Here is a 14,767-nt window from a genome sequence, read left to right on the forward strand (position 1 = left end):
AGCCGGGCGCTGCCCCCTGCCTGCAGCGTATTCATTGACTGTAATGGGCACAGGCCGCACTATTCGCCCCAGAAGGGGAGTAGCTCCCAGACGTTGTCGCCGTCAATTCGAGTCGCAAGACTCCGGTGCAACGGCAGTCCCGCCCATCGGGACTGTGAGCAAGACCTTCGCCGCATTGGCGAAGCTCTGTCCCCGGTCTCCCCGATTCCGTGTCCAGCTCTTGGCCTTTGTGGTTCCGAGATACCCCCGTTCACGACCGGAATTTCATCATGATGCAGACAATTGGTAATCCTTGGCTGTGGGGCGGCTTCATCGTCGTCGTCATTGCCGCGCTGTTGATCGACCTGGTGCTGATGCGCCACGGTGGTCCGCACAAAGTCACCTTCAAGGAGGCCATCTACTGGTCACTGGGCTGGGTGGCGCTGGCCTTGGCCTTCAATGCCGGCCTCTGGTACTACCTGCATGAGACCGCAGGCGCGGCCGTTGCCAATGAAGTGGGTCTGCAATTCCTGACCGGCTACCTGATCGAGAAGGCGCTGGCGGTCGACAATATCTTCGTGTTCCTGCTGATCATGGGCTACTTCGCGGTGCCCGAGACGCAGCGCCAGCGTGTACTGATCATCGGCATTCTGGGCGCGATCGTGCTGCGTACGATCATGATCTTCGCCGGTTCCGTGCTGGTTACCCAGTTCCATTGGCTGCTCTACGTGTTCGGCGCCTTCCTGCTCTACACCGGCTGGAAGATGTGGTTCGCCGCCAGCGAGGAGCCCAGCCTGGATAACAACCCGGCGCTGAAGTTCATGCGCAAGCACCTGCGTATCACCCACGAGTACAACGGCAACCGCCTGGTCGCCGAGAAGGACGGCGTGCGCTGGTTCACCCCGATGTTCGTGGTGCTGATCCTGATCGCGGTCACTGACGTGATCTTCGCGGTGGACTCGATCCCGGCCATCTTCGCCATTACCACCGACCCGTTCATCGTGCTGACCTCGAACGTGTTCGCGGTGCTGGGCCTGCGCGCGATGTTCTTCCTGCTGGCCGGCATGGCCGACCGTTTCCACCTGTTGCCCTACGGCCTGGCCGTCATCCTGGCCTTCATCGGTACCAAGATGCTGCTGATCGACATCTTCAAGATCCCGGTCCCGGTTTCGCTGGGTGTGGTGGCCGCGATCCTGGTGGCCACGGTGATCCTGAGCCTGAAGATCCCGCCGAAGGGCGGACACAAGGCCTGATGTCAGCACCACCGGCGGGATTGTCCCGCCGGTGGCACGCCAGATCCCAAGCGCGGCGCCCTTGGCTTTCGCCCAAGGCGCCGCAATCCCTTGAACATGGACACGCCAACTCTGCCCGATACCGGCGACACGCCGGCCACCGTCGCCCGCAACGACCGCAGCCGGGTGCTGCGCGCGTTCAACATCAGCCTGGGCTTCGTCCTGCTGCTGGTGGCGATGTTCGCCCTGCAGAGCAGCGGCTGGGATTGGCGGCCGTGGGCGGTAGCGCCGCTGGAAGCCAGCGGTCTGGCCGGCCTGCTTGGCGCGCCCCTGCTGCATGGGTCGATCGAACACCTGGGCGCCAACGCGGTCGCCCTGCTTATTCTTGGTACGTTGGCTGGCAGTGTTTATCCCAAAGCCACCCTGCGTGCCCTGCCCTTGCTGTGGATAGGTTCCGGCCTGGGCGCGTGGATGCTGGGCGAGGCCGGCAGCCGCCATCTCGGTGCCAGCGGCCTGACCCACGGCCTGATGTTCCTGGTGTTCGTGCTCGGCCTGCTGCGGCGCGACCGGCCGGCAATTGCCGCCAGCCTGATCGGCTTCCTGTTCTACGGCAGCATGCTGATCACCATCCTGCCGCATGAGCCGGGCGTGTCCTGGCAGTCACATATGGGCGGTGCCGCCGCCGGCGTGATCGCCGCGCTGCTGTTCCGCAACGCCGACCCGCGCGCTGAGCGCAAGCGCTACAGCTGGGAAGACGAGGAAGACGCCGAGCAGCTGGCCGAAGCCGACAACGAACTGGAACCGCCCGCACCGGGCCAGGTGCCGGTGCTGTGGCAGCCGCGCGAAGGCCGTGACTATGAGGTAGTGGTGCCGCTGCGACGCCGGGATTCGAACGAACCGTCCTAAGAGCAGAAGCGGTAGTGCCGAGCCATGCTCGGCAGAGGCTCTACCAGCAATCCATCAACCTGCTGGGCCGGCATCAGCCGCGAAGCTGCCGATGCTTGAAAGGCCTAAAAGCCAACCCCTCCCCAGCCCTCCCCTTGGCTACGCCAAAGGGAGGGGGCGGTTCTTGGCGACTGACAGCATGCAAGGCAGCCGCTTGGCTCCCTCCCTTTGGCGCAGCCAAGGGGGTGAAGAAGGCCTGCTTGCGCGCCATTGGCGCGCGGCCTGATGAACGACCGAAGGCTGTGCCTTCGGGCCGGACGGGTTGGGGAGGGGTCGCTCTTCAGCTTTTAAGAACCGCCATCCACCGCCCGTCGTCCCAGCGCCGGATCATCGGTGAAGAACGCATCAATACCCGCCTGCAGATAGGCGCGGATCTCGGCCACCGAGGCTTCCGGATTGCGCGCATTCTCCGCCCCTTGGCGCAATGCCGGTGGCAGGAACGGGTTTTCCGGGCGGAAGCTGTAGGCCACTACCTGTAGGCCGGCGGCATGCGCGTCGCCGATCAGAGCGGTGGGTGCGGCCAACTTGCCCTGCGCGTCCAGCGGCACCAGCGCGCGCCGTTCTACGCCGATTGCGTCGGCATAGCCGGCGATATCGCGCAGGCCGGCTGGCGTCATCATCTGTGCATAAGTCAGGCTGCCACCGGCCAAGGCAATGTCAGCCGGCTTCTCGTCGCTGGAATCGAGCAACTGCAGCAGGCGGATATTGCTGTCCTTGCCGAGCTTGCTGCGGATCTGGCGCAGGTTGGCCGTCTCGAAGGACTGCAGCAGGATCGGCGCGACCTTGGTGTAGCTGTTGCCCTGCAGACTGGCCAGCAGCTTGTCTTCCATCGGCAGGCCGATGCTCTTGAAGTAGCTGCCGTGCTTGATCTCCGGCGCCAGGCCGATACCGCGGTTGGCACGCCCGGCCTGCTGCACCAGGAAGCTGATGATCTCGTCCAGGGTGGCAATGCGGAACTGTCCGTCGAAGGCGGTGCCGCGGATCTGCGGCAGGCGCTCACGCGCGTACAGCGTCTTCAGCTCGGCGACGGTGAAGTCTTCGGTGAACCAGCCTTCGACCTGCTGGCCGTCGATCAGCTTGCGGGTGCGGCGGCTGGCGAACTCGGGGTGGCTGGCGACATCGGTGGTCGAGCCAATCTCGTTCTCGTGCCGGGCCAGCATCACCCCGTCCTTGCTCATCACCAGGTCCGGCTCGATGTAATCGGCGCCGTCGCTGATGGCCTGTGCATAAGCGGCCAGGGTGTGCTCGGGCAGCAGTGCGCTGGCACCACGGTGCGCGTACACCGAAACCTGGGGATAAGTCTGCGCGGCTGAGCTGTCCATTGCCCAACAGCATGCCACGCCAACCCCCACCGCCATCAACCAGGCCCAGCTTCGCACCGTCACTACTCCAATCGAAAACAAGGCGCGCAGCATGACGGCTGCATGTGACGCGCGTAAGAACACCGCGTCACTGATTGCGTTGCCACTGCCAGCCATCCGCGTCGGCCTGCAGGCGCGCGGTGATGCCGATGGCCTGCAGCAGTGCCTCGTCATGCGAGACCAGCAACAGGCTGCCCTGGTATTGGCGCAACAGGTCTTCCAGAGCCGCCAGCGCATCCAGGTCCAGGTGATTGCCGGGTTCGTCCAGCAACAGCAGCTGTGCCGGTGGATCGGCATACAGCGCGCAGGCCAGGCCGGCTTTCAGTCGCTGCCCGCCGCTGAGCAGGCCAGAAGGCATCTGTACGTGGTTTGCATCCAGGCCAAGCAGGGCCAGCCGGCCACGCAACTCGCCCTCGGCCATGGCTGGATTACGCAGACGCAAGGCGTCCAGCACGCTGCTGTGCGCGGGTAGCAGCTGCAGCTGCTGATCCAGCAAGGCAGCAGGTACCTGCACGCTCACCTTGCCAGCCCGCACTGGCAGCTGTCCTGCCAACACCTTCAGCAATGTCGACTTACCCACACCGTTGGCACCGGTGATGGCAACGCGTTCGCCACGGCGCAGGTTGAAGTCCAGCGCGCGCAGCGCCGGTGCCACATGCGGCAGCTGCAGTCCGCTGGAACGCACCACCCACTCCGGCCCGCTGGTTTGCACATTTGGGACCAGCAACACCGGGGCGGCGGCTTCGCTGTCGGCCTGTGCCTCGCGCACGGCGTCGTGCAGCTGCACCTGCCGCTGATCCAGCTGCGCGCGTGCCTTGCCGAGGCTGGCTTCGGCACGTTGCCGCTGCAAGCCAAGCAGGATCGGCGCCTGATTGGCGTTGGCGGCCTCGCGGTTGCCGCGCGCGCTGCGTTGTTCCAACCGCTGCCGTTGATCGCGCAGAACCTGCTCGCCCTTGCGCCGCTCATGCCGGCGTTGCTGCAACAAAGCTTCGGCTGCGGCACGTTCGCCAGCGCGCGCCTGTGCATAAAAGGCATGGTTGCCGCCGTAGCTGCGCAGCCCCTGCGGCGACAGTTCGACGATGCGCTCCACCTGTTGCAACAGCAGCCGGTCATGGCTGACCAGGATCAGGCCCTGCTTTCTCGCGCGCAGCTGCTCGGCCAACCAGTGCCGGCCTGCGTGATCGAGATGATTGCTGGGTTCGTCGAGGATCAGCCACTCCACCGGCTGCAGCAACGCACCCACCAAAGCGACGCGCATGCATTGCCCGCCACTGAGCTTATCCACAGGTGTATCGGCATCAACGCCGTGCAAGCCAGCATCAGCCAAGGCCTGCTGCAGGGTTTCGCACAGGCTCCATTGCTCGCCAATCGCGTCGAAATCCGCTTGCTGCGTGCTTCCGGCTTCAATCCTGCGCAATGCATCCACACGCTTATCCACAGCCGCGAGTTCGGCTACACGCTGTCCTGCTCGTGGCTGTACCTGCTGTGCGAGGTAGTAGGCCTCACCGATGCGACGGCAATGCCCGGCACTGGGCTGACGCAATCCAGCCAGTATCTGCGCGAGTACGGATTTGCCCACGCCGTTGCGGCCGACCAGACCGGTGGGCCGGTCATCGAACTGTGCGGTGAGGTTGGAGAACAGGCTGCGCCCATCGGGCGTGTGCCACGCGACGCCATCCAGCGTCACGGAAATTGAGTTGGTCATGCGGTATTCCATCGATGCCCGAAGCACCCGGCCGCCAGCGGCAGCAGGGACTGGTAGGGACCGTCATCAAGACGGTGGCATCAATGGCGCATTGGACTGACTCCGTTGGCGGGGGGATCCCGTAACAGGGCCTAGCCTAACGGCGGCAAACAGAACTGTCAGTAACCGGCGGCGCGTAGTGGTCCGCGCCGCCGCTGTGGGGAAAGCTGATGCTCAGGCCTGGGCCGCACGGTGCGTGGCACACAGCTTGTTACCGGCCGGATCGCGCAGATACGCGAGGTAGAGTGGGCCGAATGGGCTTTGCCGCGGTCCCGGCGGGTCTTCCACGCTCACACCACCGTTGCCAACACCTGCCGCATGCCAGGCCTCGACCACCTCCGGCGAGGCGCAGCTGAAGCCGATGGTGCCGCCATTGGCGTGCGTTGCGGGCTCGCCGTTGCGCGGATGGCCGACGATCAGCAGCGCGCCGCCATGGCGGTACACCACGTTGCCCTTGGGATCGACGAAACCCGGCTTTGCGCCGAGCGTGGACAGCAGCGCGTCATAGAACGCCTTGGATGCCTCGATGTCATTTGCCCCCACCACGATGTGCGAAAACATCAACTACCTCCTGACTATTGCGTTGGCTGGCCCCTGCGGGCCGATGGCTCCACAGCGGCATTATTTGCCGATGCAGAAGCTCGAGAAAATCCTGCCCAGCAGGTCGTCGGCGGTCATGCGGCCGGTGATTTCGCCGAGCGCATCATGCGCCAGCCGCAGTTCCTCGGCGGCCAGTTCCAGCTGGTCGTAGTGCAATTGCCCATCGGCCGCGTCGAGGTGTTCGCTGGCCAGGGCCAGCGCTTCGACATGGCGCAGGCGCGCGGAGAACTCGCCCTGCATGCCCTCGCCTGCGCCATCGCTGGCGATATCGCGCAGGCGCGCATGCAGCTGCTCCAGGCCCACACCATTGGCGGCGGACAGGGCGATGCTGTCGGCGTCCAGCGCCTGCGGCCAGTCCGGCAGCAGATCGCATTTGTTGTAGATCCACAGCTGGCGGGCAGCCTGTGCTGCGGCATCGCCAATCGCGGCCCTGCCCGCCTCCGGATCGCGGGCATCGAGCACGACGATGGCCAGGTCGGCGCGCTGCATCTCGGCGCGGGCGCGGCGCATGCCTTCGCGTTCGATGGCGTCACCGCCTTCGCGCAGGCCGGCGGTGTCGACCAGCTCCAGCTCCAGGCCGTCGATGCGGATGGTCTCACGCAAGGTGTCGCGGGTGGTGCCGGCGATATCGGTGACGATGGCGCGCTCGCTGCCGGCCAAGGCATTGAGCAGCGAGCTCTTGCCGGCATTGGGGGGGCCGATCAGCACCGCGTGCAGGCCATCGCGCAGCTTGCGGCCGCGTTCGGCGTCGATGCGCAGCTGGGCCAGCAAGGCCTTGGCCTGCTCGATGCCGGCGCGCACCTGCGCACCGCCCAGCGTGTCCAGCGGCTCGTCGGCGAAGTCGATGGCCGCTTCGACGTGGATGCGCAGCCGCACCAGTTGCTCGCCCACCTCTTCCACCCGGCGTGAGAACACGCCGTCCAGCGAACGCCGCGCGGCACGCGCGGCGCGTACGTCGCCAGCGGCGATCAGGTCGGCGATGGCTTCGGCCTGGGCCAGGTCGAGCTTGCCGTTGAGGAAGGCGCGCTCGCTGAACTCACCAGCGCGGGCCTGGCGCGCGCCCAGTTCGATGCAGCGGGCCAGCAATTGCCGCAGCACCACCGGGCTGCCGTGACCCTGCAGTTCCACCACGTCCTCGCCGGTAAAACTGCGCGGGCCGGGGAAATACAGAGCGATGCCGTCATCGATCACCTCGCCATCGTCAGCGTGGAATTTCGCGTAGTGCGCGTGCCTCGGTTCCAGTTGTGGACACCCCAGCCCAACGGCAATGCGCCGCGACTGCGGGCCGGAAATCCGCAACATGCCCACACCGCCGGCAGCAGCACCGCTGGCGATGGCAACAATGGTTTCGCGGGTATTCGTAGGACTCATGGCGATCTGTACAGGGGAAGGCTGCGGTACTGGCGGGAAAGGCGGTGGCGGGAATTCTAGCGGCCGATACGAAAAGCCCGCCTTGCGGCGGGCTTTTGAGGTTTACTTGGCCTCGATCGTCTTGGCCGGGGTGTCCTGGCCATGCTTCTGGATCATCCACCACTGCTGGGCCAGACTCAGGCCGGCGTTGACCACCCAGTACAGCACCAGACCGGACGGCATGAAGGCCGTCATCACGCCGAACACCAGCGGCATCAGCTGCATCATCTTCTGCTGCATCGGGTCCATGCCCACGGCCGGGGTCAGCTTCTGCGTGAACCACATCACCGCCATGTTCAGCACCGGCAGGATGAAGTACGGGTCACGCGCGGTCAGGTCCTGGATCCAGCCCATCCACGGCGCCTGGCGCAGCTCCACCGATTCCACCAGCACCCAGTACAGCGCGAAGAAGATCGGCATCTGGATCAGCAGCGGCAGGCAGCCGCCCAGCGGATTGATCTTCTCCTTCTTGTACAGCTCCATCATGGCGACCTGGAACTTCTGCTTGTCGTCGCCGTAGCGCTCCTTCAGCTGGGCGATGCGCGGCTGGAACTTGCGCATCTTGGCCTGCGACTTGAACTGCGCGTTGGCCAGCGGGAACAGCGCCAGCTTGAGCAGGATCACCAGGCCGATGATCGCCCAGCCCCAGTTGCCGACCACCTTGTGCACCTGGTTCATCACCCAGAACAGGCCCTGGCCGATGATCGCCATCAGCGAGAAACGGCTGTAGTCGACCACGCGGTCCAGGCCCTTCACGTCTTCCTTGGCGATCTGGTTGACCAGCTTCGGCCCGACCCACAGGCGTGCCTCGGTGCTGACCTTCTGCCCCGGTGCCACAGTGAAGCCCGGTCCACGGGTTTCCACGCTGTTGCGCGGCCCGTTCTGCGCCAGCAGGTACAGCGCCGACTGGTCGGCCTGCGGGATCCATGCGGTGAAGAAATGGTGCTGCAGCATCGCCGCCCAGCCACCGGTGATGGTCTGGTTGAGATTGCCATCCTCCAGATAGTCGTCGAACGCGCGACGCTGGTAGCCGTTTTCCGGGCTGTACCAGGTGGCGCCGTTGAAACTGAAGGAATCCGGGTTGGTCATGCCGCGACTGATCACCGGCGGCACGCGATCCAGCTTGCGGAACACATAGGCCTGCCACGGCGCGCTGCCGGCGTTGCTGACCTCATCCTTCACACTGATGGCGTAATCGCCGCGCTTGAAGGTGTAGGTGCGGTTGATGCTGATGCCATCGGGGCCATTCCACACGAACGGCACCTGCACCTGGTCCTGACCCTCGGCCAGCACGACGTCGGTCACCGCGGTGGCCGGCTGGAACCCGCTGGCACCGGGAACCGCGGAGTTGCCCTGGCTGACCCAGCCGGCGGTAGCGCTGTACGGGTGTGCGGGATCTTCGGTCAGCAGCTGCACCGGCGGGCTGCCGGCGGCCTTGGTCTGCGGGAACTGCAGCAGGTCCGCGTCCAGCACGCTGCGGCCATCGAGCACCAGCTTGAGCACGTCGGTGGTGACGGTCACGCGCGGCGCGGCCGGTGCACCTTCGCTGGTCACCGCGGACGTCATCGCCGGCGCGGCCCCTGGCACACTGGCCTGCGGCACATTGCCGGCCACCGGCGTTGCCAGATCGGCATCATCGGCCACCGGCACCGCCGGCTGGGTTGCCGCCACGGCAGCCGGATCCGGCGCCGCCTTCTCGCGACCCCATTCCATCCACAGCAGCACGGCCACCATCAGCCAGGCGAAAATCAGGAATACACGGGTCTGGTTCATCAGCAGGCAGGCTCAGCTCAGCCGGAAGGTGCTTCCGGCGCGTTCAAAGGAAGGGCGACAGCACCCTTGTGCGGCGGCATTGTGCCGTTCGCGTCCACCGGGGGCAATGCGCCGGCACGGCGCAGCAGGCGCTCGAACGCCTCCTGGACCTGTTGATTGCTGGCGGCTTTGGCCGCCGAACGGGCGACGATCACGTAATCGCCACCGGCCAGGCACGGCAAAAGGTGGCGTGTTGCATTGCGCAACACACGCTTGATGCGGTTACGGCCGACCGCCCGCGTATCGACCTTGCGTGACACCGCCATGCCCAGCCGCGCGGGGGTAGCCGCTTTCAGCCAGTGCAGCGTCATCAGAGGGTCGGATACACGGCGGGCGCCGTTGAAGACCGATGTATATTCGGCGCGCGTGCGAACCCGCGCAGAGCGAGGAAATCGCTTGCGCGGGAATTCGGTGCTGATCATCGGTGTTGCATTTGCCGCCTCAGGCGGCAACGCAATCAAGCGCTGAGGACTTTGCGGCCCTTGGCACGACGACGCGACAGGATCTTGCGACCGTCGGCGGTCTTCATACGAGCACGGAAGCCGTGGTCGCGCTTGCGCTTGAGGTTGCTGGGTTGGAACGTGCGCTTGGTGGCCATGGGGGCACCTGTATGAATGAGACGGAAAGAACCGGAAATTCTATAGAGCCCGCCCCCCGTACGTCAACTCCCGGCAACAGCGGACGTTCACAGGCCGGTGCACATCCTGTGGATGGAGCTGTGAATAAATACGCGGCAAGCATTCCCGCGCAGGTCCCGCAGTGGTAGTCTGCCGGCTCCACTTCCCCCCTTTCCGGCCTGTGGTCCGGCGCCTTCCCGCGCCCGGCCTGCAAGCCTTTGACGGTTATTTTTGATGGATGCCTGGTCCCTTTGTCTTGAACGTCTGGAGGCGGAATTCCCGCCGGAAGATGTCCACACCTGGTTGAAGCCGCTGCAGGCCGACCAGCGTGCCGACAGCCTTGTGCTGTACGCCCCCAATGCCTTCATTGTCGACCAGGTGCGCGAGCGCTACCTGGCCCGCATCATCGAACTGCTGACCTATTTCGCCGGTTTTGGCGATGTGGTGCTGGAGATCGGTTCACGCCCGCGCGCGCCGGAACCGGCGCCGGTCGTCCCCTCTGCCGGTGCAGTGGCTCCGGCCGCGCCGGTGGTGCCGTTCAACGGCAACATGGATTCGCACTACACCTTCGCCAATTTCGTCGAAGGCCGCAGCAACCAGCTCGGGCTGGCCGCCGCCTTCCAGGCCGCGCAGAAGCCGGGCGACCGCGCGCACAACCCGCTGCTGCTGTACGGCGGCACTGGCCTGGGCAAGACCCACCTGATGTTTGCCGCCGGCAACGCGATGCGCCAGGCCAATCCGGCCGCCAAGGTGCTGTACCTGCGTTCGGAACAGTTCTTCAGCGCGATGATCCGGGCGCTTCAGGAAAAAACCATGGACCAGTTCAAGCGCCAGTTCCAGCAGGTGGACGCGCTGCTGATCGATGACATCCAGTTCTTCGCCGGCAAGGACCGCACCCAGGAGGAGTTCTTCCACACCTTCAATGCGCTGTTCGACGGCAAGCAGCAGATCATCCTGACCTGCGACCGCTATCCGCGCGAGGTCGAAGGGCTGGAGGCGAGGCTGAAATCCCGCCTGGCGTGGGGCCTGTCGGTGGCGATCGAGCCACCCGACTTCGAGACCCGTGCCGCGATCGTGCTGGCAAAAGCTCGCGAACGTGGTGCAGAAATCCCTGATGATGTCGCTTTCCTGATCGCCAAGAAGATGCGCTCCAACGTCCGTGATCTGGAAGGTGCGCTCAACACCCTCACCGCCCGTGCCAACTTCACCGGCCGCGCTATCACCACCGATTTTGCCCAGGAAACCCTGCGCGACCTGCTGCGTGCCCAGCAGCAGGCGATCAGCATTCCCAACATCCAGAAAGTGGTCGGCGACTACTACGGGCTGCAGATGAAAGATCTGCTGTCCAAGCGCCGCACCCGCTCGCTGGCGCGGCCGCGGCAGGTGGCGATGGCGCTGACCAAGGAGCTGACCGAGCACAGCCTGCCGGAGATCGGCGATGCCTTTGCCGGCCGTGACCACACCACGGTGTTGCACGCGGTCCGCCAGATCAAGCATCTGATGGAAACCGACGGCAAGCTGCGCGAGGACTGGGACAAGCTCATCCGCAAGCTCAGCGAGTAGACCGGCGGCAGAAAGCGCAGGCGCCCTGCCTGCGCTGGTCGAGCAGCTGTTTCATCGCGGGTCCCTGCCCTCATGCCGTTGCTGGAAGTGTGGCCATGATGCCCCGAGACAGTGGAGGCGTCATCGCACAAAACGGTGCATCATTCGGGGGTAAGCGCGGGAAAGTCTGTGGATAGAATCGCCGGTTGTCCGGGCCTGAAATCTATCCACAGGTTCATCCCCCAGTTCGGGGTCAGTAATGCAGAGGGTTTCATTCAACAAAAACCCTTCAATAACAAACACTTAGGTGTGTTTTAAACGAAATCTGGCTCTACCAGCACCACCAAGCTTTTGATTTAAACCACATCTTTAAAGCATAGGGGCACGAAACCACATGCGTTTCACATTGCAGCGCGAAGCCTTTCTCAAGCCGTTGACCCAGGTCGTCAACGTGGTCGAACGCCGCCAGACATTACCGGTTCTGGCCAATTTCCTGGTCCAGGTGCAGGACGGCCAGCTGGCGTTGACCGGCACCGATCTGGAAGTGGAAATGGTCTCCCGTATCGCGGTTGACGATGCGCAGGACGGAGAAACCACGATTCCGGCACGCAAACTGTTCGAGATCATCCGTGCCCTGCCCGATGGCAGCCGCATTACCGTCTCGCAGACGGGCGAGAAGATCACCGTCCAGGCCGGGCGCAGCCGCTTCACCCTGGCCACCCTGCCGGCCAACGACTTTCCGTCCGTGGATGAAGTCGAAGCCACCGAGCGTGTCGCCGTTCCGGAAGCGGCCCTGAAGGAATTGATCGAGCGCACCGCATTCGCGATGGCACAGCAGGACGTGCGTTATTACCTCAACGGTCTGCTGTTCGACCTGCGCGACAAGACGCTGCGCTGTGTGGCCACCGACGGCCACCGTCTGGCGCTGTGTGAAACCGCGCTGGAAAACAGCAATGGCGCCAAGCGCCAGATCATCGTGCCGCGCAAAGGCGTGACCGAACTGCAGCGCCTGCTGGAAGGCGGCGAACGCGAAGTGGAGCTGGAAGTCGGCCGCAGCCACGTACGCGTGAAGCGTGACGATGTCACTTTCACTTCCAAGCTGATCGACGGCCGCTTCCCTGATTACGAAGCGGTGATTCCGATCGGCGCCGATCGCGAAGTGAAGGTGGAACGTGAAAGCCTGCGTGCCTCGTTGCAGCGGGCGGCGATCCTGTCCAACGAGAAATACCGTGGCGTGCGCGTGGAAGTGAGTCCGGGGCAGCTGAAAATCAGCGCGCACAATCCGGAGCAGGAAGAGGCGCAGGAAGAAATCGAGGCCGATACCCAGGTCAGCGATCTGGCCATCGGCTTCAACGTCAACTACCTGCTGGATGCCCTGTCTGCATTGCGCGAAGAGCATGTGGTCATCCAGCTGCGCGACTCCAACTCCTCTGCACTGGTGCGCGAAGCCGGCAGCGAGAAATCGCGTCATGTGGTGATGCCGCTGCGCCTGTAACCCACGTTCCACGTGGAACACACCGAGCCCGGCCGTTGCCGGGCTTTTTGTTTTCCGGGTTCTGGGGTTCCACGTGAAACCTGAAACAGGATCCGTTCGGCGCACCCGCATCCTGACCTGCGGATCTCCGGGAGCGTTTGCGGCATCAACAGAATTCCGGAGGGGTCCCGGCCAACGCTACAACAGCTGAAGCTGCAAACGAGCCTGAGTGGAGACCTGCTTTGCAGGATGCAGGCTCACATTCGTACCGGAGCATGAGGCTGTTTACTTCATCGCGGTGCACAGACCTGAAGCAGGCGTCCCCGGTTGAATCATAACGCCCCCACTGTGTCGCAGACCTCCGCAGCCAGGATGTATTCAACGGCGCCGAGAACCCGAGTGATACGGCAGCTGAACTGCTGCTTTTGAAATTCCGGATTTCCGGTCACCACGCTGAAAAAGTTCACGCAATCTCCCTTGCCTGATTTTCTAGTCTCGGTTTCCTTCGCTCTATGCTTTAAATCTGAGAATAAATCTAAAGCTAGGTGGTGATGGTAGAGGCAGATTTCATGTAGAACTCCACTATGTTATTGAATTTAAATGGATTTTATATTGCGAAAGGCGGGGTAAAAGTAGTCCTGGAGGCTGTGGATAAGAGTGGATAAGTAAATTCCGGCTTTGATCTGCGTTTTTATCCACAGACTGCGTTACTTATACACAGGGCTTGTCCCCCACTTTGTTCCTTCCGGTTCCGGGGCGGATTTCTTGAAATCTGTCGGAGTTTCGTGAGGGATGTTCCCCGGATCTGGAGAAATGCCACCGCCTGCTGTCGTAGGAAAACGGGAGCACGGGCTGGCCGTCGGCATCACGGGGATGCTTTAAGCTGCTCGCCTGTCAGCCGCGAAACGCGCAGCTGCTCCGTGTCTTCCTCCGAGCGTCAATGCATATCGTCCGTGTAGCCCTGAACCGTGTCCGCCGGTTTGATTCGGTGGAGTTCTCCCCTCGCCCGGGTATCAATCTGATCACCGGTGACAACGGTGCAGGCAAGACCAGCATCCTTGAGGCACTGCACCTGATGGCCTACGCGCGCAGCTTTCGGGGCCGTGTGCGTGATGGGCTGGTACAGAAAGGGGCCGATGGGCTGGATGTCTTTGTGGAGTGGGAGGAGCAGGCGGCACCCGGCGGTGGCGCGGGCGTGCGGCGACGCGCGGGATTGGCCCATAACGGGCAGAGCTGGCGCGGGCGGCTGGATGGCGAGGATGTTTCCCAGCTGGGGGTGCTGTGTGCGGCCCTGGCGGTTGTTACCTTTGAGCCGGGCAGCCATGCACTGGTCAGTGGGAGCAGTGAATCGCGGCGACGCTTCCTCGATTGGGGGTTGTTCCACGTGGAACCGGATTTTCTTTCCCTGTGGCGGCGCTACAGCCGGGCGTTGAAGCAGCGCAATGCCCTGCTCAAGAGTGGTGCCGGCGGTGGATTGCTGGATCCGTGGGACCATGAGCTCGCCGAAACCGGCACGGCGCTGACATCCCATCGCCAGCACTACCTGGACCGCCTGCAGGAGCGGGCCGGACAGATCGCCTGCGAGATCGCGCCGTCACTGGAATTGCAGGCGTTGGAGCTGCAACCGGGTTGGCGACGTCAGGAAATGGGCCTGGCCGATGCGCTGCTGCTGGCGCGCGAGCGGGATCGCCTCGCAGGCCACACCTCCGTAGGCCCCCATCGGGCCGACTGGAACGTGCAATTTGCACAGATTCCCGGGCGCGAGGGGCTTTCCAGGGGACAGGCCAAGCTGACGGCGCTGGCGTGTCTGTTGGCGCAGGCGGGCGATCATGCGGCCGAACGTGGTGATTGGCCGGTGATCGCGCTGGATGATCTGGCCTCGGAGCTGGACCGTCCCCATCAGCAGCGTGTGCTGGAGCATCTGCAGCGGACGCCGGCCCAGGTGTTCATTACCGCGACCGAACCGCCGGCGCTGCTGGAGGAATGGGGCAGCACCTACACCAGGTTCCACGTGGAACATGCGGCGATCCAGCTGCTGGAGTGAGCGATTC

At 64.1% G+C, this 14,767-nt stretch carries 12 protein-coding genes; 5 read left to right on the forward strand and 7 right to left on the reverse strand.

Translation table 11 applies throughout. The features are described from left to right. Positions 1-272 precede the first annotated feature (272 nt). Positions 273-1,232, forward strand: a complete 960-nt coding sequence (locus tag ACSBPQ_RS15575; RefSeq protein WP_313173754.1) for a TerC family protein — start codon at positions 273-275, stop codon at positions 1,230-1,232. 96 nt (positions 1,233-1,328) lie between these two features. Then, the gene (locus tag ACSBPQ_RS15580; RefSeq protein WP_313173724.1) at positions 1,329-2,117 is read left to right on the forward strand and encodes a rhomboid family intramembrane serine protease; all 789 of its coding nucleotides are present in this window, start codon (positions 1,329-1,331) and stop codon (positions 2,115-2,117) included. Positions 2,118-2,443: 326 nt separating this feature from the next. On the opposite strand, the gene ACSBPQ_RS15585 is transcribed toward ACSBPQ_RS15580, so the two are convergent. From ACSBPQ_RS15585 to rpmH, 7 genes are all read right to left on the reverse strand, one after another. Continuing rightward, positions 2,444-3,478 (reverse strand): glycerophosphodiester phosphodiesterase, encoded by a 1,035-nt coding sequence (locus ACSBPQ_RS15585; protein WP_313495444.1) that lies wholly within the window; start codon positions 3,476-3,478, stop codon positions 2,444-2,446. A 127-nt stretch (positions 3,479-3,605) separates the two neighbouring features. Next, complete coding sequence (locus tag ACSBPQ_RS15590; protein ID WP_313495442.1) at positions 3,606-5,222, reverse strand: ATP-binding cassette domain-containing protein; 1,617 nt, start codon at positions 5,220-5,222, stop codon at positions 3,606-3,608. Between the two features lie 213 nt (positions 5,223-5,435). Beyond that, positions 5,436-5,822 carry a VOC family protein gene (locus ACSBPQ_RS15595; RefSeq protein WP_313173727.1) on the reverse strand — a complete coding sequence of 129 codons (387 nt, stop codon included), beginning with the start codon at positions 5,820-5,822 and terminating at the stop codon, positions 5,436-5,438. 60 nt (positions 5,823-5,882) lie between these two features. Further along, entirely contained in the window at positions 5,883-7,232 is a 1,350-nt protein-coding gene (gene mnmE / locus ACSBPQ_RS15600; RefSeq protein WP_442682975.1) for a tRNA uridine-5-carboxymethylaminomethyl(34) synthesis GTPase MnmE, read from the reverse strand. Between the two features lie 102 nt (positions 7,233-7,334). After that, positions 7,335-9,044, reverse strand: coding sequence for a membrane protein insertase YidC (yidC, locus tag ACSBPQ_RS15605; RefSeq protein ID WP_442682976.1), 1,710 nt, complete (start codon positions 9,042-9,044; stop codon positions 7,335-7,337). 17 nt (positions 9,045-9,061) lie between these two features. Next, the gene (gene rnpA, locus ACSBPQ_RS15610) at positions 9,062-9,505 is read right to left on the reverse strand and encodes a ribonuclease P protein component (RefSeq protein ID WP_442682977.1); all 444 of its coding nucleotides are present in this window, start codon (positions 9,503-9,505) and stop codon (positions 9,062-9,064) included. 35 nt (positions 9,506-9,540) lie between these two features. After that, entirely contained in the window at positions 9,541-9,681 is a 141-nt protein-coding gene (gene rpmH / locus ACSBPQ_RS15615) for a 50S ribosomal protein L34 (RefSeq protein ID WP_006404565.1), read from the reverse strand. A 253-nt stretch (positions 9,682-9,934) separates the two neighbouring features. Here rpmH and dnaA point away from each other — a divergent pair, with 253 nt between their 5' ends. From dnaA to recF, 3 genes are all read left to right on the forward strand, one after another. Continuing rightward, on the forward strand, positions 9,935-11,263 hold the full coding sequence (dnaA, locus tag ACSBPQ_RS15620; RefSeq protein ID WP_442682978.1) for a chromosomal replication initiator protein DnaA: 1,329 nt from the start codon (positions 9,935-9,937) through the stop codon (positions 11,261-11,263). Between the two features lie 373 nt (positions 11,264-11,636). Then, positions 11,637-12,737, forward strand: coding sequence for a DNA polymerase III subunit beta (dnaN, locus tag ACSBPQ_RS15625; protein ID WP_442682979.1), 1,101 nt, complete (start codon positions 11,637-11,639; stop codon positions 12,735-12,737). Positions 12,738-13,656: 919 nt separating this feature from the next. Then, positions 13,657-14,760: a DNA replication/repair protein RecF gene (recF, locus tag ACSBPQ_RS15630; RefSeq protein WP_442682980.1), complete on the forward strand. Its 1,104-nt coding sequence runs from the start codon at positions 13,657-13,659 to the stop codon at positions 14,758-14,760. Positions 14,761-14,767: the final 7 nt, after the last annotated feature.

This window comes from Stenotrophomonas sp. JC08, from assembly GCF_052180205.1.
In the GTDB taxonomy this organism is placed as follows: domain Bacteria; phylum Pseudomonadota; class Gammaproteobacteria; order Xanthomonadales; family Xanthomonadaceae; genus Stenotrophomonas.